Raw genomic sequence first — 20,811 nt, 5'->3', positions numbered from 1 at the left:
ATTTTTTTGAAAAGCTATATAAAAGCAATTGAATATTATTTACCAGATCAAAAAGAATACAATGATCCTGAAGATAAAATGACAAAAAAAATTGGTATTACTGTTAAAAATATAGCTGCAGAAAATGAGTATGCATCTGACCTTGCTATCAATGCGGCCAATAAGATATTTAAGAGTGGTGCATGTCAAGCTTCGGAAATTGACTTTTTAATTTATTGTACACAATCCCCCGATTATTATTTACCAACGACGGCGTGTATACTTCAGGATAAATTAGGGTTATCTACATCATGTGGTGCACTTGATATAAATTTAGGATGTTCAGGTTATGTATATGGTCTATCATTAGCTAAAGGATTAATTGAAGCAGGAATGGCTAAAAATATTATGTTCATTACTTCTGATACATATAGTAAATACATAAATCCTAAAGATCGAAATGTCAAATTGCTATTTGGAGATGCAGCAGCGGCTACATTAATTTCTGGTGATGATGAAATCAATGAAAGCATGATAGGGCCATTCATATTTGGTACAGATGGAAAAGGTGCTGAGCATTTAATAGTACCTGCTGGGGGGCTTAGAGAACCAATTACCCCCGAATCATATGAAGAAACATTAGACAATGTCGGTAATTCTCGATCGCGAGCTAATCTTTATATGAACGGCAATGAAATTTTTAACTTTGCAGTCATTCAGGTTCCTAAAGCGGTACAGGAACTATGTGATAGGAATCACATGGTTTTAGATGATTTTAATTATTTTGTATTTCATCAGGCTAATCAATATATGCTAGAGACTCTTAGAAGAAAAATGGATATCCCCAGAGAGAAATTCTCAATTCAATTCGCTGACTGTGGAAATACTGTGTCGTCAACTATTCCTATTGCCTTGATAAGAGACTTTAAAGAGGGTAAAGTGAAAAATGGTGATAAAGTACTGTTAGTTGGATTTGGGGTTGGGCTTTCATGGGGTGTTTGTTCAATTACTATGAAAATAAATTAAAATTTTGGAGGAATGATTATGAATCTGCATAATTTCATTAAAGAGTTTGAGGATATCGTTATGGTTGATCACGGAACAGTGAATTTAGAGACCAATTTAGATGATCTAGACGATTGGGATTCTTTATCCATGGCGTCATTATTGGCGACATTCGAAGAAAAATTTGATCTAAAGTTAGACAATGATTCCTTAAGAGAACTAAAAACTTTTGCGGAGATCGTTGAGCTAGTTAAAGGTCGGTTACAAGAGTAGGTAAATGAGGCGAATGTTAAAAAAAGAAGTGTTGAGATTTGTCGCGATGGGCTTAGCTAATACACTAATAACATATGGATCATATTTAGCTTTTTTGTTGTTATTTTCTTATAATGTTTCATATTTATTATCTTACGTTTTAGGGATAGTGGTATCATTTATTTTAAATTCTAAGATAGTATTTAATACGAAAATGACTACTATGAAATTCATTCAATATCCTTTAGTGTATGCTGCACAGTTTTTATTGGGTTTCGGATTAATTAATGTAATAGTTACATTAATGGGTATAAGTGAAAAAATTGCTCCATTAATTGTTACAATAGTTTCTTTACCAATTACATTTGTTATAAGTAAGTTCATCTTAACAGACAGATTAGGAAGTTTATTGGCCAAATGGAAGATTGAAAAATGATATTAAATGACTTTAAGAAACTATAAAATATAACTATGAAATCATGTATAGCTGATAAAAATAATGCATATATATCTGAAATGAATTGAACTGCCTAGTAAGTGCGAATATATATTCAATCGGCTTGAACAATTGTTATTTCAGAAAAACCAAGTTGTTTAGGGTGAATAATAGTAATCATTATAAAGTTTTTTTAAAACATAGTTTGTTCTAAGCCGATTTTCAATGATACTCGATATGATGAAATATGGTTTTTAAGTGAGGGATGAACTTGAACATCATAAAAACAAAATTACCTGGTGTTCTTATTTTAGAACCCAAGAAGCATCAAGACAAAAGAGGGTATTTTTTAGAAAGTTATAACTTGAAGACATTTAGGAATCATGGGTTAAACATTTCATTTGTTCAGGATAATCTTTCATATTCGGAGGAAGTAGGAACTTTGCGTGGTTTGCATTATCAGTTAACTCCTCATGCGCAAACAAAATTAATTAGTGTTAATGCAGGTGCAATCTTTGATGTGGTTGTTGATATTAGATATAATTCACCCACATATGGACAATGGATAGGAGAAATTATAAGTTTAGAAAATAGTCGACAATTGCTTGTACCTAAAGGATATGCACATGGGTATTGTACAATTCAAAACCAAACACAGATTATCTATAAAGTTGATGAATTCTACTCCCCCGTTCACGACCGCGGCATCGCCTGGAACGATCCAGCGCTTGCTATCGACTGGCCAACATCCAATCCGATCCTTTCGGATAAGGATACCAAGCATCCGATGCTGGCTGATGCGGAAATCAACTTTGTATATGAAGGGTGAGTTAGACTCGTGAAATTACTCGTTACCGGCGGAGCCGGCTTTATCGGAAGCAACTTCGTATTATATATGATTCAGAATTATCCAAGCTACGAAATTATTAATGTAGATGCATTGACTTATGCAGGGAACCTTGAAAACCTACGCTCGATTGAGCAGCGCTCCAATCATAAATTCGTAAAAGCCGACATTGCTAAGCGGAGTGAATTGGAGCGGTTATTCGAGCAAGGCATAGATGCGGTTATTAATTTCGCAGCAGAGTCTCATGTGGACCGGAGCATTCTGCATCCTGAAATCTTCGTACAGACGAACATTCTTGGCACGCAGACACTGCTTGATCTGACAAAACAGTATAACGTGGCGAAGTTCGTTCAAGTGTCTACAGATGAGGTATACGGAACACTCGGCGAGACAGGCCTATTCACAGAAGATACTCCGATTGCACCGAATAGTCCTTATTCAGCTAGTAAAGCTGGAGCGGATTTGCTTGTACGCGCGTATCACGAAACTTTTGGACTTAACGTTAATATCACTCGCTGCTCGAACAACTATGGACCCTATCAGTTCCCAGAGAAGCTGATTCCTTTGATGATCCAGAATGCGCTTCAGGATAAACCACTGCCTGTTTACGGTGATGGTCTAAATGTACGTGACTGGCTTTATGTAGAGGATCATTGCAGTGCCATTGATCTAGTGCTGCACAAAGGACGTGCGGGTGAAGTTTACAATGTTGGTGGTCGGAATGAGCGCAATAACTTACAGGTAGTACGTACGATTCTTGAGGAGCTTGGGAAGTCAGAGTCGCTGATCTCCTACGTTAAGGATCGTCTGGGTCATGACCGAAGATATGCAATCGATGCTGATAAAATCCGAAATGAGCTTGGATGGCAGCCAAAGTTCAATTATGAGGATGGGATCAAAGAAACGATACGCTGGTATCTTAGCAATACCGAATGGATGGCGCAGGTGACATCTGGAACTTACCAGCAATATTACGATACACAATACAAGGATCGCCTGGAGGCGAACGAGTCGAATGTCTAAAATCAAGATTGTTATCACAGGAGCCAATGGACAGCTCGGACGTGAATTGGCTGAATGGAATACAGACACGGCTGAGATCATTGGTTTCGGCCGTGATGAGCTGGATGTTACAAGCCTGCCGGCATGTCGGAACGTATTTGCTATTCACAAGCCTAATGTTGTTATTCATTGTGCTGCGTATACGGCAGTTGATAAAGCTGAGTCCGAGCCGGATGAGGCTTTTCGCGTCAATGCAGCCGCAACTCGCAACGTAGCCATTGCTGCCCGCGAGGTTGGTGCGAAGCTTTGTTATATAAGCACAGATTATGTGTTTGATGGAACTGGCACCACGCCATACAATGAATTTGATAGGACGAATCCGCAGACTGTTTATGGCAAGTCTAAGCTAGCAGGTGAGCAAGCTGTACAGACGCTTCATGATCGATTCTATATCGTCCGCACTTCTTGGGTTTTTGGGAAATACGGCAATAACTTCGTGAAGACGATGCTCAAAATGGCTGGAGAACGCGATCAATTGAAGGTGGTATCCGATCAAATAGGCTCACCAACCTATACTTACGATCTTGCAGCCTTTTTACTAGAGCTTGTTCATACCGATTACTATGGCATCTATCATGCATCGAATAGCGGAATTTGTTCTTGGTATGAGTTTGCCAAAGCGATATTCGAGCTTAGCGGTACTGGCATCCAAGTTGATCCTTGTGCAACGGCTGATTTCCCTAGACCGGCGCTTAGACCGGCCTACTCAGTCATGGACCATATCGGTATCCGAAGTAATGAATTTCAAATGCTGCGCCCATGGCGAGAAGCGTTAAACCACTATCTCAAAGACGGTGAGTGATAAAAGGTATGCCGACAGCTAGCGTTTGTATCGTAACCTACAATAGTGCAGATGACATAGGCAATTGTATAGAAGCTGTGCTTCTGCAAACTTTCCCCGTAGAGAGAATTGTCGTTATCGACAATGCTTCAACTGACGGAACGGCTGAGCGAGTGAAGCCATATACGAATAACGTTCATTTTATAGCAAATAAAATCAATAACGGGTTTGCCGGAGGCCAGAATCAGGCTATACGGCAAACCCGTTCGGATTATGTGCTCGTACTCAATCCAGATGTGACGCTTGACCCTGACTATTTGACTGAAATCATTCGTATAATGGAACAAAATCAATCAATTGGAAGTGCAACCGGACAGCTTGTTTTTGCGTCTAATAGAAAAGTGATGGATAGCGCAGGCCTTGGAATGAAGCGGACAAGAAATGCCTATGATCTAGCTGCTGGAGAGCTTGCCGTTAATTGGAGTGAAACGAGGCAAGTGTTTGGCGTCTCTGGTGCGGCAGCTGTTTACCGAAGAACGATGATAGATGATATAAGTTACGATGGTCAATTTTTTGACGAGCATTTCTTTGCCTACAAAGAGGATGTAGATGTGGCGTGGCGTGCGCGGAGGCTAGGTTGGACAGCTTGTTATATCCCAGCAGCGTATGCCGTACATCATCGAGGGTGGAAGAAAGGCGGGCGCAGCAGCGTGCCTTTGTTCGTACGTCAGCATTCCTATCAGAACCGTTTTTTTGCACTATTGAAAAATGAGCCAATAGGCTGGCATTCCTTGGTGATCGGTCCGTTAATAGCAGCTGCGGAGATGAGTAAGCTAGGCTATATTGTTCTAAGAGAACCTGGTTTACTCCGTTGTTGGCCAGAAATTTTCCGCAGTATGCCAGAAATGCTGGCTAAGCGCAAATGGCTCTTCCAAAAGGCTAAGCAGAGGAAGCTCCAATAGGCATATAGAGTTAATCACTCTCATTATGTGGGAATATATGGGGTTCTACTCTTATTCTATATTTGGTACAATGCAGATAGAGTCGAAATTTAAGAGAATGCGGGGGATGACGGCGAATGCTAAGGCAAAATCAACGGTTTTTGACGCAATTGTATATGTTGGCGGACTTGTTTTGCACATTGGTCGTATTTATGGCCGCGTATTGGCTTAAATTTTATAGCAGTCTGCTGCCTAGCTACAATTCTGTTTCGTTCTCGACCTACTTGCTGTGGGGAACGATTTATTCCTTTTCCGCTGTTCTGGTAGGATTTTATTTTCAGTTCTATTCGCCTAAACGACGGAAAAACTATTCCTATGAAGTACTACGTATTCTGCAGATTCAAACGATCAGCTTTCTAGGACTGTTAAGCTTATTTTTCTTCACTCGTGAAGTACATATTTCCCGGGAATTTCTCGCGATCTTTTTCGTCATGAATTTTGTAGCCATTACAGCATATCGCTATTGGGTGAAATCTCTGCTCGCGTCACTTCGCCGCAAAGGCTTTAACAAACGATTTGTACTCATTGTCGGTGCGGGAACTGTTGGGCGCAGCTTCTATGCCAACCTGCAGCAGCACCCTCATCTCGGCTATGAGGTGGTTGGTTTTCTAGACGATTACCAGAAGGAGCATGCACCGGAGCATCAGGATATGAAGCCAATTATTGGTCTGCTTAGCGATCTCAGAATGAAGCTGGAGAAGGAGCCTATTGATGAGGTTATTATAGCGTTGCCGCTTGAAGCCCATGCGAAGTATGGGGAAATCATTGAGGTATGTGAGCGGACTGGCGTCAAAACGTTGATCATCCCAGATTTTTTCGACTTGCTGCCTGCAAAACCGTTCTTCGATAATTTCGCTGGTATTCCGCTAATCAATGTGAGAGACATTCCGCTTGATGAGCTAAGCAACAGGATTTTGAAACGCTGGTTTGATATGGCTTTTTCATTGACAGCGGTCATCTTAACCTCACCCATCATGCTGTTCATCGTTATAGGTCTCAAGCTTACGTCTCCTGGCCCGATTCTGTTCAAGCAGGAGCGAATGGGTCTTGATCGGAAGAGCTTCTATATGTTCAAATTTCGTTCGATGCATGTGTCCGATGATTCGGTTTCGAACACGCAGTGGACGGTCGAGAATGATCCACGCCGGACGAAATTTGGAAGCTTCCTCAGGCGTACGAGTCTGGACGAACTCCCACAGTTTTTCAATGTGCTGCTCGGGCATATGAGTGTAGTTGGACCGCGTCCAGAGCGTCCTTATTTCGTACATCAGTTCAAGGAAGAAATACCTAAGTATATGATCAAGCATCAGATTAGGCCTGGAATAACAGGCTGGGCACAAACGAACGGGCTTAGGGGCGATACTTCGATTAAAGACCGCATCATGTTCGATATTTTCTATATTGAGAACTGGACGTTTTTCTTTGATATCAAAATTATTCTCAAAACGGTACTGAAGGGCTTGATGAACAAAAATGCTTACTAACAGCTACTCAGCTTGCCGTGTATCGGTGATCATTCCTACATTAAACGCAGGACCAGATCTTCACGAACTGCTCAAGAGGCTTAAGCAGCAATCTGTGCCTCCGTATGAGATAATTGTTATTGATTCCTGCTCGAATGACGGGACAGCAGAGATAGCCCAAGCGGCAGGGGCGCAAGTCATCAGCGTACAGCGTAGTGAGTTTGATCATGGCGGTACTCGCAACGTTGCTGCGAGACAAGCAACGGGTGATATATTAATGTTCATGACACAGGATGCGCTTCCTCGCGACGATAAGCTTATTGAGGAGCTTATTAAGCCGCTCCTGTTGAATGAGAAGGCCGTTTACGCATATGCTAGACAGCTTGCTAAGCCGGGAGCGAACATCTTGGAGCGTCTAGCCAGAGAACATAACTATCCGGCAGAATCGCAATTCAAATCCTATGCGGATATTGAGCGAATAGGAATTAAGACGTTTTTTTGCTCCAATGTGTGTTCGGCTATAAGACGAGAAGTATTTGAAGCGATGGGTCGTTTTCAGGAGCCGGTTATATTTAATGAGGATTTATTTATGGCAGCCAAGTGTGTGCTGAGCGGTTATCAGATTGCTTATTGTGCCGAGGCTGTTGTGTATCATTCCCATGATTATTCCATTACTGAGCAGTTTAAGCGATATTTCGATAATGGGATCTCCATGCGCTGTAACACTTGGATTACGCCATACAGCGCGGTTGGAAAGGCCGGCTCTAATCTTGTGAAGCTGCAGCTCAAGCAGCTTCATGAAAGCCGTCAATGGCAGCTTATTCCTAAGCTTGCTGTAGAGTCAGCAGCCAAGCTGATCGGCTACAAGCTGGGTATGAATTATCGGTTCCTTCCTTCCTTTCTCACTAGAAAGCTGAGCATGCATCGTCTCATTCTGACTCATATTGAGAAGCAAACATCTGGAGTTACCATGAATCAATAAGTTGGACTATTTCCAAACACATAAGCTCAGCCGAATTTATTAATCGGCGGGCTTTTTTTATTTGCTTGGTATACGCTCTATGGCCCCCGCTCAAACTAGAGACACTTGTCAGATCGTGCGAGGAAGAAGAAAATGAGGGGTTGCAGCTGATGTGGACGTTTTGGCTCATAGCAGTGCTTGTTGTTTACATGATTCAAGTTGCTGTTGTATTGTTAATGGAGCATCGTCGTCCGGCGCAGTTAACTGCCTGGCTGCTCATTGTTTTGGTATGCCCGGGTATCGGTTTTATCGCTTACCTCATACTTGGCAAGGATTATGTGAGGCGCAGAGCGATTGAGCACTACAAAGAGCATATGCTGCAATACGCTAATCAACTGTCAAACAAGGTAGTATCATCCGAGCAATTAGGTAACGAGCAGATGAAGAAACAGGACAAGCTATTCCAAATGCTTACTGGCCTTGTTCGATTTCCGATAACAAGCAACAATAAAGCGGTCATATTGACAAATGGGCGAGAGACGTACGAAGCAATTCTGGATCAAATAGAGCGTGCAAAGCATCACATACATATGGATTATTATACGATTAGGCACGATGAAATCGGCATGCGATTCCTTAAAGTGCTTACGAGTAAGGCAAGGTCAGGCATTGAGGTTCGTGTATTGTATGACGGCATAGGCAGCTTGCAGCTAGACAAAGCTTTTGTAGAGGAGCTGCGTCGGTCAGGCGTGCAGACAAGCTGTTTTTTGCCGCCGAGGCTTGCAGTGTTTGATAGGAAACTCAATTATCGCAATCATCGAAAAATCGTTGTTGTGGACGGTAAGGTTGGTTTTCTCGGCGGAATCAACATCGGGGATGAATATTTGGGCAAGGATCCGAAGCTCGGCTTTTGGCGTGACACGCATCTTCAGTTACAAGGCGACTCGGTTTCCTATATACAAGAGGTTTTTATGAATGACTGGGCATTTGCGTCCAAGCAGAAGCTCTCGGGCAGTCAATATTTAGCCAAGCAGTTTGACCTTGGGGATGAGCGTGTACTGATTGTACCAAGCAAACCTGGACAGCATAACCATCAAATCGTTGAGGTTATGTTTGCAGCAATAACGGCAGCATGCTCGAGAATATACATCACGACGCCGTATTTCATTCCTGATCCGAGCTTGCTGATGGCACTTCGAACGGCAGCACTTGGAGGTATTGATGTTAGGTTGATTATCCCTGGAATAGCCGATTCGAAGCTCGTTCTATGGGCAACTTTATCTTATATGCAGGAAATGCTGGACGCGGGGGTTAAGGTGTATCGTTATGAGAAAGGCTTTACTCACGCTAAAGTGATGATCGTAGACCATATGCTTGCAACAGTCGGAACAGCTAATGTGGATATGCGAAGCTTGCTTAGCAACTTTGAGTTGAATGCTGTGCTCTTTGACGAAGGAACGATAGCAAGGCTGGAGGCTGATTTTATCGAGGATTTAAAGCAGAGTAGAGAGCTGAACAGGGAGTCCTTCGTCCAAAGGCCAACTCGCCAGAAGCTGGCTGAAGCGATTCTGCACATATTATCACCTTTGCTGTGATTGATGAATGACGACACTTGATTTCGGGCATATTTTCGTTGATGGCTGTTCGATTAGACATCAATGAAATTGCTGCAAAGCGGGGAGGGTAGACCTATGAGCGAAGCAGGAAACGATGCAAAACAAGGGGCGGCGGAACCTAAGCATGAGGGCCGAGAGGATTATTTCATGGACATTGACCGAATGGTTAACGAAGGTTTGGGTGGAGGCAACGTTACACTCCAGAACGGCCTGATTGATGAGTCAACGACTGATACGATGCAGCCAGAAACCAAATAACGAAGTGCAGGTGATGCAGCAATTTAGTCGAAAAAAAGGAGGATGCTTCTGATGGATATATCACGTGCGAAGCAAATTTATGAGTCGGATCAGACCTTTGCTGTCAAGCTCGATGCGGATTCAGTCTGGATCGAAAATATTGATGAAGCAAATGGAATGGCAACGGTAACGGTCGGCAACAACCCGATTAATACAAAAACGGTGTCATGCGACCGATTGAAGGAAATCGATAAATAAATGCAACAAAGCAATAGTGTTAGCAGAACCGTATGAGTCATGCCTAAAGCATGTGCTTCATGCGGTTTTTTTGTATGGTAAAAAATGAAATTTTATCCTAGAATGAAGCAGTGTGTTATTTCTTTCAATAGGGAGAATGACGTACCAGAAGAAAGCTAGTAGAGAGGGAGAATAGCTTTGATTAGACAAGGTCAGCGAGTAACAAGTTCCAAATGGGTAAAAGGAATAATCGGTATTACGATTTCATTAGGCTTATTGAACGGAACGATGTTTTCACAGTCGTCCTTTGCCGCGGGAGAGAGCGCATATGCCCAGCAAGTGGAGACAGCTCAGGATGAGAAGCTCATTTCGGAGGAGGAAGCCCTCGAGCGTACAGCGAAGCTATTTCCAGGATTGCTGAAAGCAGGGGAAAACGAAGTTGCGATCATTCTCGATGAATCCGAAGATTATAGGTCTACATGGGCCATCAGTTGGAAGGAAAAGGCTGATTCTAGCCCCTATGTAATTTCAGTCCAGGTGGATGCTCTGAACGGTCAGATTATCGATTATTATCATTCGCTGCATGCATCAGCCAAACCGATTTATCCTCTCCAAACGACGCTTGATCAAGCAAATAAGAAGGCAAAACGTTTTGTAGCCAAAGTGATACCGGAAATAAAAGAAACAGATCTGATTCTGGATACAGAATATACCGAGTATAGCAGAGCCTCTTTATTTCATCCGGCTTATTATGCTTTGGAGTATCACTTGCTAATCAATGGATATTCTTCCTTCGATGAGAGTGTAAGTGTCATTATTAACGGGAATGGTGATGTGGTCAGCTTTAGTGCCAGCCTAACTAATCGTGCATACCCGAAGCCAGATTTGAAAGTAACGAAGCAGCAGGCGGAGGACAAGTTTAAAGAGGACATGCAGCTTCAATTGTTCTACATACCGATGGACGAAGAATCTGGTTATTTTAGTACGCTAAGTGATGAATATCGTATGGTCTATGGGGATGCACGCGAAATGACCCCGTTTATTGATGCCAGAACTGGCGAGAAGCTTTTAGGTTGGAATGACGATAATACTGAGGAGAGTGTTCAATACAATGAGTTAAATTCACTAGTCTCTCCGTTTAAGCAGCCTACGAGCGGGACACTATCTGAAGATCAGGCATTGGCGGCGCTTATGTCAAAGATAAGTCTTCCTCCTAATGCAACGAAAGGCAGTGCAATTTACCTAGAAGATTGGTATGGTATTAGCCAATCGGTGTGGGAGTTCAATTGGAAAGCGCAGAAAGAAGCAGGAATTCAATTAATGACTGCAACCGTCGAAGCTGAGACGGGTCAACTGCTTGTCTTCAATTCGATGATTATGGAAGATGAGGACGCGCCAGAGCCTACTGTGAAGAAGCCAAGCATTTCGCAGCAGGCAGCAAAGCAGAAGTCCGTTGATCTTGTGACGGGCGTGTTTCAAGATGCGGCAAAATATTTGCGTGTAGAAAACGAAATCAACGAGTACGAGACATATGGACAAACCGTTTATAACACTTATTTCAACCAAGTATACAATGGGGCTCCAATTTCTAATAGCTACGTCAGAGTATCGATAGACGGGGATGGTTACTTATGGGATTATAGGCGATCGTTCGCAGACCCTGAGCAATTGGAGAAGAAGGTAAGCTCACTCAAGCAAACGATAACAGAGGAAAAGGCGCATAGTTTGATGCAAAACGCACTTAGCGCGGAATTGATCTATATTCATCAGACAACTACTGATGCTGCCGGTGAAAGCGGTACAGCGGTCAAGCTTGTTTATGAAGCTCTTATTAATCAATCGAGAGACTATTATATTATAAATGCAGTAACGGGCGAGCTCGAGCTCGTTTATGATGAATCGGAGCAGGCTGCTCCAGAGAGCATTAACAAGCCAACGGATATTGCTAAGCACTGGGCGAGAAATCAGCTCGGAATGATGGTCGAATATGGAATTTTGGATACGGATGAAGAAGGAAGGCTTTATCCTGATTCATCCATTACCATTGGCAACTGGATAGATATGGTTAGTAGAGTTGAGACTGACTCATACAATTCTTATTATGGAGCAGGAATGATAGGTACACAAAGGGAACTGGAACAAGCTGAACAATATGGGTATGAAGACGAATATTCTTCTTATTCCTTCGAGGAAGAATGGCTGGAGATATACAAAGATGAGGAACCTGAATTTTTCGAGCAAACGTTAACGAGGGATCAGCTTGCATTCATGCTCATGCAAATGCTTGATTATGATAAGCTATCAGTCTTTATGAGCAAAGACAAGGACGTTACCTCTTTAAAGGATTATTCATCCATTCAAAATAAAGGAGCCGCTGCGCTCGCCATCAAACTCGGCTTGCTTACGACCACAAGCGGCAAGTTTCATCCGAATGCGCCAGTGACTAAAGCTCAGGCCAGCGTTCTTATGGTTCGTTTGGCTAACTTGCAAGGCAAGTTGGATACCCCTCTTTTCTCCTAACATGGACTCAAAGAAACCTGGCTGCCGAATTGGGCAGCCAGGTTTCTTTTCGAGCGGGGTGGTTCAGCCGCCATATGCGTCACGAAACGCTGCACAGAGCTCAGCACGGTCTACTTCCCACAGCGCGGCGATCTCTGCGCTGACATTGTCATCCCACCAGTCCGATTGCACTTTGCGGTTGCTCTCGTTCTCGACGATCCATTTGAGATTCAGAATGACTTTTTTGAAGTAGATGGCCTCGGCTTGGTCCATTTTATCTTTGGCTATCCAAAGCTTCATTCGCTTCACGGTTCGGTACAGCTCGTTGCTGCATGCTCTGCGAATTTTGCGTGCAGTCGGATATCCGGCATTATGTTTGGGCGTATTTGCTCTCATAGGTAACCGACTCCTCTCTATATCCCATATGTATGCGGATAAGATGGAGTGGGTCACTGCCTTACTGCGGACAGCTGCTGTTAATCGTTAACGGTAATGTATCCGACCATTGGGCCGCTATGACGCATATCCGTATGGGTGAGGCACAAAATTGGATAGGTGCCGGCTTTCTCAGCGGTAAAGCGGACGATAGTCGTCTTTCCTTTCGAAACCTCGCCGCGAATGCCAAGGCCTTCTACGACGAACGGATGGGAATTGCCGTTAACCCCTGTAATGTGAAGTTCCACAGGCTCACCTTTATTGACGACAATCGAGCCCGGGTCCCAGCGATAGACTTCCAGCTCTTTGCCGTCCGCAGTTGTCGTGCTGTATTCGCCAGTTACAAGCTGGAAGATACGCGGCTCAGCGGGCTGTGCATTAACCTCTCGAGACCGATCCCAGCTTAAGTAGACGCCCGTCAGAATGATCAAAACAGCCACGACGATAAACATCTGAATTTGACGCTTGCTTACAATAACAACCTTGGCCATGAAACGCTCACCTCATCTATTCGTATCATTATAGGCTAGTCTATGCTGAGGCTTGTCAGCACATGACAAAAGTGGAAGGCTGTCTATATCGTATGTTAGAATAGCCTCAGCGCTATAGATGCAAGTGAAAGCCATATTTGATGAAGGAAGGCGGATTGAGAACAAGAATGGATTTTATTCATGAGTTGTTGGACGGCGTGCTGCAATGGGTGGAGAGTTTAGGTTATTTTGGTATTTTAATTGGCTTATTAATTGAGGTTATTCCAAGTGAAATCGTATTGGGCTTTGGCGGCTATCTCGTATGGAAAGGCGATATTTCGTTTTGGGGTGCCGTATTCTTCGGAACGTTGGGCGCTGTAGGTCAGAATTGGATCCTTTATTGGATTGGTCGTTACGGAGGCAGACCGATCGTGGAGAAATATGGTAAATATTTGAAAATAAAGAAAAAGCACGTTGATATTTCAGAGCAATGGTTTAATAAGTATGGTGCGGGCATCGTTTTCACTGCACGTTTCGTTCCGGTTATGAGACAGGTTATTTCGATTCCTGCAGGTATGGCGCGTATGCACTTTGGATTGTTTACGCTGCTTACAGCGCTTGCATCGTTGCCATGGTCCATATTGTTCGTTTATTTGGGCAAATCGCTTGGCGAGAATTGGGACAAAATTGATGAGAAGGCTGCTCCGTATGTTCAGCCCGCTATTCTTATTGCGATTGCCTTGCTGATCGTGTATGTCTTATTCAAATTTGTACGTTCACGCCGTAAATCGGTATAATGAACAGGGCAAGCATCCTTACTATTTTGCGCAACCTTAAATAATAGATGGAAGAGGGATTCAAATGAGCAGAAGCGTGGCAGAAAAACTGGGCAAGGGTATTAGCCCGCAGCAATTTATTGATGGCATGACCAAAAACAAGGAACAATTTCTAGATTGGTCTGACAAGTTCGTTTGGTCCGATGAAAGCGACAAGGAATATTTTGAATCGTTGAACAATCGCGATGATCTTCGTGTATTGATTTTGATGGCAGATTGGTGCGGTGATGTTGTTCGTAATATTCCCGTTGTGTTTAAAGCGCTTGAAAATAGCGGTGTACCTACAGAAGTGCTGATTATGGAAGAGCATCTGGATACGATGGATCAATTTCTAACGATGGGTGGACGTTCTGTTCCTGTCGTTATTATTGCCGATACAGGCGGAGCGGTGCTTGGTCAATGGGGCCCTCGGCCTAGCTATGTACAGGAACCGATGGTTGCGTTCAAGAAAGAAAATCCAGATCGTGAAGCTGCGGATTATCAAGAAAAGCTCAGCCTTACAAGACAGGAGATAGGCCGCAGGTACGGAGAAGGCACCGCTTATCAATCTTTAATCGTGAAAGAGCTTCGTACTTTGCTGGAGTCGTTCTAGGACCGCTATGACGACAACGATGAAAATTGAGACATTCACACTCGGACCGATCCAAACCAATGCCTATGTGATTTCCATTTCTGAACCGGCAGCAAGAGAAGGCGAGAAGCCGAAGGAACGTGCAATCGTCATCGATCCAGGCATGAATCCCAAAAAGCTGCTGGAGCGCTTGGAGGGCGTAGAGGTAGAAGCTATTCTACTGACACACGCCCACTTCGACCATATGGGCGGCGTCGATGAGCTGCGCAAGGCAGCAGGCTGCCCTGTCTACATACATGATTTGGAGGCAGATTGGCTTGTTGATCCGCGTAAAAACGGCTCTATGCGTTGGCAGGACGTAACGCCTCCGCTATCGACTGACCCTGCGGAATATGCGCTTGCGGAAGGACAAACCTTGAAGCTGCTAGGCTTATCCTTCCGAGTCATGCATACACCGGGACATTCGCCAGGCAGCGTAAGCTTCCTATGCGGCAACCATCTATTCTCAGGTGATGTACTGTTCAAGCTGTCGGTTGGCCGTACGGATCTGCCAGGGGGGCGGGAGCGGGATTTGTATGATTCCATTCGTTTGAAGCTGTATAAGCTTAGTCCCGAAGTTATCGTTTACCCTGGTCACGGTGGTCGTACGACGATCGGCTACGAGATGGCCAATAACCCGTATACGGGAGCATGATGCATAAGGAAGGGGCATGACGTTTGACGGATACGAAAAATCAGCCATACTTAGAGGACGCCGAAGAAAACGCTGGTAAATCGAAGCTGACAACGGAGCAAAAAGCAGTGGAAAGCCAGCGCATTATTGCCGGTATTGCCGCACAGCTAACCATTCCTGTCAGCAAGGTGAAATCTGCGGTCAGTTTGCTCGATGAAGGGAATACGATTCCGTTTATCGCCCGTTATCGTAAAGAAATGACTGGGGAGCTCGACGAGAATGATCTTCGTTCAATCGAAGAGAAGCTGCAGTATATGCGTAATCTAGAAGAACGCAAGCGCGAGGTCATTCGGTTAATCGACGAGCAAGGCAAGCTGACGGACACGCTGCGTGCAGACATCAATAAATCAGTGAAGCTGCAGGAAATTGAGGATCTTTATCGTCCCTATCGTCAAAAACGCAAGACAAGAGCGAGTGTTGCGAAGGAGCGGGGGCTGGAGCCACTAGCCGTATGGCTTTGGTCACAGCCGCGCATCGGCGATCCGCTTGCAGAAGCGGCACGGTACGTGAATGCCGAGAAAGGTGTGCCCACCGCTCAAGATGCGTTGAACGGCGCGATGGACATTCTTGCCGAGAATATTGCTGATGATGCTTCAATAAGGGCTTGGGTTAGGAAATACACCTTCGATCAGGCTCTTCTCAAAACCGATGCCAAAAACCCTTCCGAGGAAACGGTTTATGAGATGTACTACAGCTATCAGGAGCCGGTTCGTAAGCTTCCTCCGCACCGGGTGCTCGCCATTAATCGCGCAGAGCGAGAGGATGTGCTCCGGGTAGCCTTTGAGCTGTCGGCAGATCGTATTCATGAGCATATTCAGCGCAAACTGCTCCGTAATGGCACCGCACAGTCTATACGTGACGTTCTAACGGGCGTTATCGAGGATTCTTATAAACGACTCATCTCCCCGTCAATTGAGCGGGAGGTGCGCGGTGAGCTGACGGAGAAGGCAGAGGAGCATGCGATTTCGATTTTTTCTGAAAACCTGCGTAATCTTCTACTGCAGCCTCCAGTAAGAGGCAATGTGGTGCTAGGCGTCGATCCGGCTTTCAGAACGGGCTGTAAGCTAGCCGTTATCGATGATATCGGGAAGCTGCTCGAGGTGGCTGTTTCTTACCCGACGCCTCCGAACAATAAGGTGGCTGAAGCTGAGAAGTTGATCAACAGTTTAATTGATAAGTATAAGGTTGAATTAATCGTAATCGGCAACGGAACAGCATCGAGGGAAACCGAGCAGTTTATTGCGACCTTAATTGGGAAGCGTAAAGCAGCCGTTACAGGCGGTCCGGAGCTGAAATATATTATTGTCAATGAAGCGGGTGCAAGCGTCTACTCAGCCTCTAAGCTCGCTCAGGAGGAGTTTCCGTCCCTTGATGTAGCAGAGCGAAGCGCAGTATCGATTGCGCGTAGACTGCAGGATCCGCTCGCAGAGCTGGTTAAAATTGAGCCCAAGGCGATCGGCGTTGGCCAATATCAGCATGATGTGAGCCAGAAGCGGCTCGACGAGACCTTAGGCGGTGTTGTAGAGTCCGCGGTTAACCACGTAGGTGTCGATGTGAATACGGCATCAGCATCACTGCTCTCTTACGTGGCTGGGATTAATGCGACAATTGCCAAAAATATCGTGAAGTACCGCGATGAGAATGGAAGATTCATCAAACGCAACCAGCTTCAGAAAGTGCCTAGACTTGGTGCTAAATCGTATGAGCAATGTATCGGTTTCTTAAGAATTGCCGAGCCAGTCAATCCGCTTGACAGCACGCCTATCCATCCGGAGTCTTATGAGGTTGTAGACAGGCTGTTTGGCGAGCTTGGACTGAAGCTGAAGGAGCTTGGTTCTGAAGAGTTCAAAGCGCAGCTATCGAATGCTGATGTTGAGCTGCTAGCTCCTGCACTTGGTGTAGGCGTACCTACACTGCGAGACATTATGGACAGTCTCTTAAGACCGGGACGTGACCCGAGGGAGGAGCTGCCGCCTCCGATCTTCCATACCGATGTACTGAACATCGAGGATTTGACTCCAGGTATGGAGCTTCACGGTACGGTTCGCAACGTGATCGACTTCGGCGCGTTTGTTGATATCGGTATTAAAAATGATGGGCTCGTTCATATTTCACAATTGAGCGATAAGTTCGTCCGGCGGCCTATGGATGTTGTGTCTGTAGGCGATACGGTTACGGTATGGGTACTTAGTGTTGATCTCAAAAAAGGCCGCGTAAGCTTGACGATGCGGAGGCCTAGTTAACGAAGGATAAAGGGTTTGCCTAAGTGCAGGCAGGCCCTTTATGCTTTAAGGAAGGCATGGACATCCCAAACTACCCCACAAAAGGAGTGTGATGACTATGAAATCAGATCGACTAACAAGCTCAGCACAGCCAAAGTGGTTTGGGCTGGCGCTGCAGGCGCTTGTTATTCTATCGCAGAAGCCAGAGGTTTACCCCAGCGCAGCTATTGCCGACTGTTTGAAGTCAGAAGCAACGCAGCTACGCAAAGTTCTCGCCAAGCTGGCAACTGCGAAGCTCATTGAAACCCGGGAAGGCCGCGACGGTGGATACCGTCTGAATCGAGCACCGGAGCTCATTTCACTTGCTGATGTTTACAGTGCTCTTAAAGTTGGAGAACCACTATGCAGCGGTATGTTGGACACCATCGGATGCCGTGCTTCGAGTTTGCAAATGGAGTCTGCATTTGTAGATATTGCAACGGAAATCGAGGAGAAAATACGTGAAAGCTTAGAGCAGCATACGATTGCACAGCTAGCAGAGAGAACGCTGCTTCACGCTTCGCAAATAGATGATAAATTCACAAATTCAGCTGATTGACAAATATATATGCGGCATCTTATACTGTGTTTATAAATGTTACAGTTCATTTCGGGATTTACTGTGCCACAATAAGCACAGTTTTATTTTTGAGATTAACTGAGTGCAATTATGCACAGATAAAATCAATACTAATTCATCCTTGGAGGGAAAACCAATGTCTAACACTGAAACAGCTTCACAAGTCAATTTTTTCACCGTGCTTGACGAGCGTCGCTCCGTACGCAAATACGATAGCAGCGTAGTTATTTCTGATGCAGAAATTCGTGAAATACTGCAAATTGCTACATCTGCTCCATCAAGCTCGAACATGCAGCCTTGGCGTTTCATTGTAATCACGGATGCTGAGCTTAAACAAAAGTTGCTGCCTATCGCATTCAACCAACAGCAGGTTGTAGAAGCATCAGCGATAGTTGTCGTGCTGGCTGATACCGAAATGTACACGTTGTCTGAACAAATTTACGGTGCGGCGGTTAAAGCAGGCTATATTACAGAAGAAGTGGCGGGCAACTTTATTACAAACTCAACCAACATGTATTCCAGCTTGCCTGCAGAGCGCTTGAAGGATATCGTTGTTTTCGATACAGGACTTGTAGCTATGCAAATTATGCTTGCTGCGCGTGCTAAGGGATACGATACTGTTCCTATGGGCGGCTACAATAAGGATCAATTGAAAGAGCTGTTCAACATCTCAGACCGTTACGTGCCTACATTAGTGCTGCCAATCGGAAAAGCATCTGCTGCCGGTCATCCGACAACACGCTTGCCGCTTGAAAACATTGTTTCTTTCAATGCATTTCAAGTTTAATGCTAGCAGCTTCATAATCGGAATATAAAGCAAAACCGGCTCAGCGCTTGCGCGGAGGCCGGTTTTGCTTTGCCAATATAATCATTATTCGCTCAGATGTATAACATTACTTCTATTTACTGCAATACGCCTATACCACTGCTTAGCGATAAGCCGCACGCGGTTATGTGATCCGAGAAGAGGCAATTATTGAAACTCGGTGCCATTGCTTATTTCCTTGGGACTTTGTTTATTGCGGTAGAAATACCAGCAGTCATTAAGCAGCTTAATTTGTCTACGATCTTTCTTCTGAAAAGCGCGCATCAGTTGATTGCACAGCCACTGTGGCATACGTTTCGTCCTCCTCCCGGGGTCTAACCAGTTGTAATACTACAATATGGAGGAGGGCGAGTGTCCGTGCAGGTCCAAACTAATTGCTCTGTTCTTCTTCGTATTCCTCATACCATTGTTCAAGCTGTGCCTGCAAAGCACGAATTTCTGTTAGAAGCGAAATAAGTGGATAAGACTTCTCCTGCACGCCGGCAAAATCACGTTCGAGGCTGTTGATGTAAGCTAGCCCAGAAATGATCTGGATGGATGAATCATGCAGCTCCACATCGTTGCATTCTGCTATTGCGTAAGGCAAGCTTGGAACATGGTCAGCTGTTAGTTTATCGATTTCCTTATGAAGCCTGAGATTAAGCGCGCTTAGCTGGTAAGCATGCGAGTCAGGCATTTCAACAAAAACAATCGTATCGCCTTGTTTCAATAAGACATAGCGCATCGTTGCCATAATGGTTATTGCTCTCCCCTCGTTATACAGCCGTACAATTTGTACAGAATTCATTCGTATTCATAATTCCTACTTGACAGTGTAGCCTATCGAGGCTTTAAAATTCAAGTAGTTGGGGGAGAATAATCAATGAACAATGAGGCTTTGCAGCAATGGGTGGAGCAAATATCGATTACCTTTTTCGGACGTCCGTTTCTGCACGAGGCTACTTTCAATGGACGACTGAAAGCAACGGGCGGGCGTTATTTCACACGCTCGCATAATATTGAGATTAGTCCGCATCAACTTACCGCGTTCGGGGTTCAGGAAACTGAAAAAATTATAAAACATGAGCTGTGTCATTACCACTTGCATATTATGAAGCGGGGCTACCAGCATAGAGATGTGGATTTCAAAACCTTGCTTGCTCGCGTCGGAGGATCGCGTTACTGTCAGACACTGCCTGAACGCGCGGAGCGTAAGCAGCAGCCATTTAAATACAAGCTTATGTGCATCAAATGTGGGATGGAATACTTGCGAAAGAGGAAGATCGATCCATCCAAATATGCCTGCGGTAAATGCCGTGGAAAATTAAAGCTGAAAGTGATTGACAATCAAAATGCTACATGATATATTATTACTTGTCACTTTTACTTTTCCCTGATAGCTCAGTTGGTAGAGCACTCGACTGTTAATCGAGTTGTCACAGGTTCGAGTCCTGTTCGGGGAGCCAGATTTGGAGAGATACCCAAGTGGCTCAAGGGGACCCTCTGCTAAGGGGTTAGACTGCGTAAGTGGTGCGAGGGTTCGAATCCCTCTCTCTCCGCCACCATTTTTTCACATCAGTTTGCAACGGTAAGACCGTTCATCCGGTCTTTTTTATTTGCCAGAGTGAATACTGTTTGTGAGAAAGTAATGAAGAAGTGAATGAAACGGCCCGTTGGTCAAGTGGTTAAGACACCTCCCTTTCACGGAGGTAACAGGGGTTCGAGTCCCCTACGGGTCACCAAT

At 44.6% G+C, this 20,811-nt stretch carries 24 protein-coding genes and 3 tRNA genes; 23 read left to right on the top strand and 4 right to left on the bottom strand.

The genetic code is table 11. The annotated features are described in order from the left end of the window. Positions 1–6 precede the first annotated feature (6 nt). From FGT79_RS23220 to FGT79_RS23160, 13 genes are all read left to right on the top strand, one after another. Positions 7–1,005: a 3-oxoacyl-ACP synthase III family protein gene (locus FGT79_RS23220; protein ID WP_246096574.1), complete on the top strand. Its 999-nt coding sequence runs from the start codon at positions 7–9 to the stop codon at positions 1,003–1,005. 18 nt (positions 1,006–1,023) lie between these two features. After that, positions 1,024–1,257 carry a phosphopantetheine-binding protein gene (locus FGT79_RS23215; protein WP_171056398.1) on the top strand — a complete coding sequence of 78 codons (234 nt, stop codon included), beginning with the start codon at positions 1,024–1,026 and terminating at the stop codon, positions 1,255–1,257. A 13-nt stretch (positions 1,258–1,270) separates the two neighbouring features. Next, positions 1,271–1,672, top strand: a complete 402-nt coding sequence (locus FGT79_RS23210; RefSeq protein WP_171056397.1) for a GtrA family protein — start codon at positions 1,271–1,273, stop codon at positions 1,670–1,672. 271 nt (positions 1,673–1,943) lie between these two features. Further along, positions 1,944–2,501: a dTDP-4-dehydrorhamnose 3,5-epimerase gene (rfbC, locus tag FGT79_RS23205; protein ID WP_138755231.1), complete on the top strand. Its 558-nt coding sequence runs from the start codon at positions 1,944–1,946 to the stop codon at positions 2,499–2,501. A 9-nt stretch (positions 2,502–2,510) separates the two neighbouring features. Continuing rightward, positions 2,511–3,542, top strand: coding sequence for a dTDP-glucose 4,6-dehydratase (rfbB, locus tag FGT79_RS23200; protein ID WP_138755230.1), 1,032 nt, complete (start codon positions 2,511–2,513; stop codon positions 3,540–3,542). Then, positions 3,535–4,383: a dTDP-4-dehydrorhamnose reductase gene (gene rfbD / locus FGT79_RS23195; RefSeq protein ID WP_425465041.1), complete on the top strand. Its 849-nt coding sequence runs from the start codon at positions 3,535–3,537 to the stop codon at positions 4,381–4,383. The genes rfbB and rfbD overlap by 8 nt, the downstream gene beginning before the upstream one ends. Positions 4,384–4,391: 8 nt before the next feature. Continuing rightward, positions 4,392–5,324: a glycosyltransferase family 2 protein gene (locus FGT79_RS23190; RefSeq protein ID WP_138755229.1), complete on the top strand. Its 933-nt coding sequence runs from the start codon at positions 4,392–4,394 to the stop codon at positions 5,322–5,324. A gap of 116 nt (positions 5,325–5,440) precedes the next feature. Next, positions 5,441–6,847 carry an undecaprenyl-phosphate glucose phosphotransferase gene (locus FGT79_RS23185; protein WP_138755228.1) on the top strand — a complete coding sequence of 469 codons (1,407 nt, stop codon included), beginning with the start codon at positions 5,441–5,443 and terminating at the stop codon, positions 6,845–6,847. Further along, positions 6,837–7,808 carry a glycosyltransferase family 2 protein gene (locus tag FGT79_RS23180; protein ID WP_138755227.1) on the top strand — a complete coding sequence of 324 codons (972 nt, stop codon included), beginning with the start codon at positions 6,837–6,839 and terminating at the stop codon, positions 7,806–7,808. The genes FGT79_RS23185 and FGT79_RS23180 overlap by 11 nt, the downstream gene beginning before the upstream one ends. A 149-nt stretch (positions 7,809–7,957) precedes the next feature. Beyond that, entirely contained in the window at positions 7,958–9,382 is a 1,425-nt protein-coding gene (gene cls / locus FGT79_RS23175; protein ID WP_138755226.1) for a cardiolipin synthase, read from the top strand. A 96-nt stretch (positions 9,383–9,478) separates the two neighbouring features. After that, entirely contained in the window at positions 9,479–9,661 is a 183-nt protein-coding gene (locus tag FGT79_RS23170; protein WP_138755225.1) for a hypothetical protein, read from the top strand. Between the two features lie 51 nt (positions 9,662–9,712). Beyond that, positions 9,713–9,898, top strand: coding sequence for an H-type small acid-soluble spore protein (locus FGT79_RS23165; RefSeq protein WP_138755224.1), 186 nt, complete (start codon positions 9,713–9,715; stop codon positions 9,896–9,898). 177 nt (positions 9,899–10,075) lie between these two features. Then, the gene (locus FGT79_RS23160) at positions 10,076–12,397 is read left to right on the top strand and encodes a YcdB/YcdC domain-containing protein (protein WP_138755223.1); all 2,322 of its coding nucleotides are present in this window, start codon (positions 10,076–10,078) and stop codon (positions 12,395–12,397) included. Positions 12,398–12,460: 63 nt separating this feature from the next. Here the strand turns inward: FGT79_RS23160 and FGT79_RS23155 are convergent, their stop codons facing one another. Both FGT79_RS23155 and FGT79_RS23150 read right to left on the bottom strand, forming a co-directional pair. Continuing rightward, on the bottom strand, positions 12,461–12,772 hold the full coding sequence (locus FGT79_RS23155; protein WP_138755222.1) for a dehydrogenase: 312 nt from the start codon (positions 12,770–12,772) through the stop codon (positions 12,461–12,463). 80 nt (positions 12,773–12,852) lie between these two features. Beyond that, the gene (locus FGT79_RS23150) at positions 12,853–13,302 is read right to left on the bottom strand and encodes a cupredoxin domain-containing protein (RefSeq protein WP_138755221.1); all 450 of its coding nucleotides are present in this window, start codon (positions 13,300–13,302) and stop codon (positions 12,853–12,855) included. Between the two features lie 167 nt (positions 13,303–13,469). Here FGT79_RS23150 and uptA point away from each other — a divergent pair, with 167 nt between their 5' ends. The 6 genes from uptA (at position 13,470) to FGT79_RS23120 (ending at position 19,049) form a co-directional block, all read left to right on the top strand. Then, on the top strand, positions 13,470–14,078 hold the full coding sequence (uptA, locus tag FGT79_RS23145; RefSeq protein ID WP_138755355.1) for an undecaprenyl phosphate transporter UptA: 609 nt from the start codon (positions 13,470–13,472) through the stop codon (positions 14,076–14,078). 64 nt (positions 14,079–14,142) lie between these two features. Next, the gene (locus FGT79_RS23140; protein ID WP_138755220.1) at positions 14,143–14,709 is read left to right on the top strand and encodes a thioredoxin family protein; all 567 of its coding nucleotides are present in this window, start codon (positions 14,143–14,145) and stop codon (positions 14,707–14,709) included. A 19-nt stretch (positions 14,710–14,728) separates the two neighbouring features. Beyond that, positions 14,729–15,382 (top strand): MBL fold metallo-hydrolase, encoded by a 654-nt coding sequence (locus FGT79_RS23135; RefSeq protein WP_138755219.1) that lies wholly within the window; start codon positions 14,729–14,731, stop codon positions 15,380–15,382. A 23-nt stretch (positions 15,383–15,405) separates the two neighbouring features. Beyond that, entirely contained in the window at positions 15,406–17,664 is a 2,259-nt protein-coding gene (locus FGT79_RS23130; protein WP_171056396.1) for a Tex family protein, read from the top strand. 97 nt (positions 17,665–17,761) lie between these two features. Then, on the top strand, positions 17,762–18,241 hold the full coding sequence (locus tag FGT79_RS23125; protein ID WP_138755218.1) for an RrF2 family transcriptional regulator: 480 nt from the start codon (positions 17,762–17,764) through the stop codon (positions 18,239–18,241). Positions 18,242–18,398: 157 nt separating this feature from the next. Beyond that, the gene (locus FGT79_RS23120; protein ID WP_138755217.1) at positions 18,399–19,049 is read left to right on the top strand and encodes a nitroreductase family protein; all 651 of its coding nucleotides are present in this window, start codon (positions 18,399–18,401) and stop codon (positions 19,047–19,049) included. Positions 19,050–19,235: 186 nt separating this feature from the next. On the opposite strand, the gene cmpA is transcribed toward FGT79_RS23120, so the two are convergent. Both cmpA and FGT79_RS23110 read right to left on the bottom strand, forming a co-directional pair. Next, the gene (gene cmpA / locus FGT79_RS23115) at positions 19,236–19,379 is read right to left on the bottom strand and encodes a cortex morphogenetic protein CmpA (RefSeq protein WP_138755216.1); all 144 of its coding nucleotides are present in this window, start codon (positions 19,377–19,379) and stop codon (positions 19,236–19,238) included. Between the two features lie 79 nt (positions 19,380–19,458). After that, positions 19,459–19,821 carry a hydrolase/acyltransferase gene (locus FGT79_RS23110; protein ID WP_138755353.1) on the bottom strand — a complete coding sequence of 121 codons (363 nt, stop codon included), beginning with the start codon at positions 19,819–19,821 and terminating at the stop codon, positions 19,459–19,461. A 129-nt stretch (positions 19,822–19,950) separates the two neighbouring features. On the opposite strand from FGT79_RS23110, the gene FGT79_RS23105 reads away from it, so the two are divergent. The 4 genes from FGT79_RS23105 (at position 19,951) to FGT79_RS23090 (ending at position 20,809) form a co-directional block, all read left to right on the top strand. Then, positions 19,951–20,430, top strand: a complete 480-nt coding sequence (locus tag FGT79_RS23105; RefSeq protein WP_138755215.1) for a SprT family protein — start codon at positions 19,951–19,953, stop codon at positions 20,428–20,430. 27 nt (positions 20,431–20,457) lie between these two features. Then, positions 20,458–20,533 (top strand) — tRNA-Asn (locus FGT79_RS23100). 5 nt (positions 20,534–20,538) lie between these two features. After that, a tRNA-Ser gene (locus FGT79_RS23095) sits at positions 20,539–20,629 on the top strand. Between the two features lie 105 nt (positions 20,630–20,734). Further along, positions 20,735–20,809, top strand: a tRNA-Glu gene (locus FGT79_RS23090). Positions 20,810–20,811: the final 2 nt, after the last annotated feature.

The sequence above is a fragment of the Paenibacillus sinopodophylli genome (assembly GCF_005930355.1).
Lineage (GTDB): Bacteria > Bacillota > Bacilli > Paenibacillales > Paenibacillaceae > Pristimantibacillus > Pristimantibacillus sinopodophylli.
This window is presented reverse-complemented; position numbering and strand designations above follow the sequence as displayed.

Coding starts and splice junctions, on each gene's coding strand:
- FGT79_RS23125 (WP_138755218.1), top strand. CDS start 17,762: ATGAAATCAGATCGACTAACAAGCTCAGCACAGCCAAAGTGGTTTGGG.
- FGT79_RS23155 (WP_138755222.1), bottom strand. CDS start 12,772: ATGAGAGCAAATACGCCCAAACATAATGCCGGATATCCGACTGCACGC.
- FGT79_RS23180 (WP_138755227.1), top strand. CDS start 6,837: ATGCTTACTAACAGCTACTCAGCTTGCCGTGTATCGGTGATCATTCCT.
- rfbD (WP_425465041.1), top strand. CDS start 3,535: ATGTCTAAAATCAAGATTGTTATCACAGGAGCCAATGGACAGCTCGGA.
- FGT79_RS23105 (WP_138755215.1), top strand. CDS start 19,951: ATGAACAATGAGGCTTTGCAGCAATGGGTGGAGCAAATATCGATTACC.
- cmpA (WP_138755216.1), bottom strand. CDS start 19,379: ATGCCACAGTGGCTGTGCAATCAACTGATGCGCGCTTTTCAGAAGAAA.
- FGT79_RS23165 (WP_138755224.1), top strand. CDS start 9,713: ATGGATATATCACGTGCGAAGCAAATTTATGAGTCGGATCAGACCTTT.
- FGT79_RS23170 (WP_138755225.1), top strand. CDS start 9,479: ATGAGCGAAGCAGGAAACGATGCAAAACAAGGGGCGGCGGAACCTAAG.
- FGT79_RS23120 (WP_138755217.1), top strand. CDS start 18,399: ATGTCTAACACTGAAACAGCTTCACAAGTCAATTTTTTCACCGTGCTT.
- FGT79_RS23215 (WP_171056398.1), top strand. CDS start 1,024: ATGAATCTGCATAATTTCATTAAAGAGTTTGAGGATATCGTTATGGTT.
- FGT79_RS23150 (WP_138755221.1), bottom strand. CDS start 13,302: ATGGCCAAGGTTGTTATTGTAAGCAAGCGTCAAATTCAGATGTTTATC.
- FGT79_RS23185 (WP_138755228.1), top strand. CDS start 5,441: ATGCTAAGGCAAAATCAACGGTTTTTGACGCAATTGTATATGTTGGCG.
- FGT79_RS23140 (WP_138755220.1), top strand. CDS start 14,143: ATGAGCAGAAGCGTGGCAGAAAAACTGGGCAAGGGTATTAGCCCGCAG.
- FGT79_RS23210 (WP_171056397.1), top strand. CDS start 1,271: ATGTTAAAAAAAGAAGTGTTGAGATTTGTCGCGATGGGCTTAGCTAAT.
- uptA (WP_138755355.1), top strand. CDS start 13,470: ATGGATTTTATTCATGAGTTGTTGGACGGCGTGCTGCAATGGGTGGAG.
- FGT79_RS23135 (WP_138755219.1), top strand. CDS start 14,729: ATGAAAATTGAGACATTCACACTCGGACCGATCCAAACCAATGCCTAT.
- FGT79_RS23190 (WP_138755229.1), top strand. CDS start 4,392: ATGCCGACAGCTAGCGTTTGTATCGTAACCTACAATAGTGCAGATGAC.
- FGT79_RS23110 (WP_138755353.1), bottom strand. CDS start 19,821: ATGGCAACGATGCGCTATGTCTTATTGAAACAAGGCGATACGATTGTT.
- cls (WP_138755226.1), top strand. CDS start 7,958: ATGTGGACGTTTTGGCTCATAGCAGTGCTTGTTGTTTACATGATTCAA.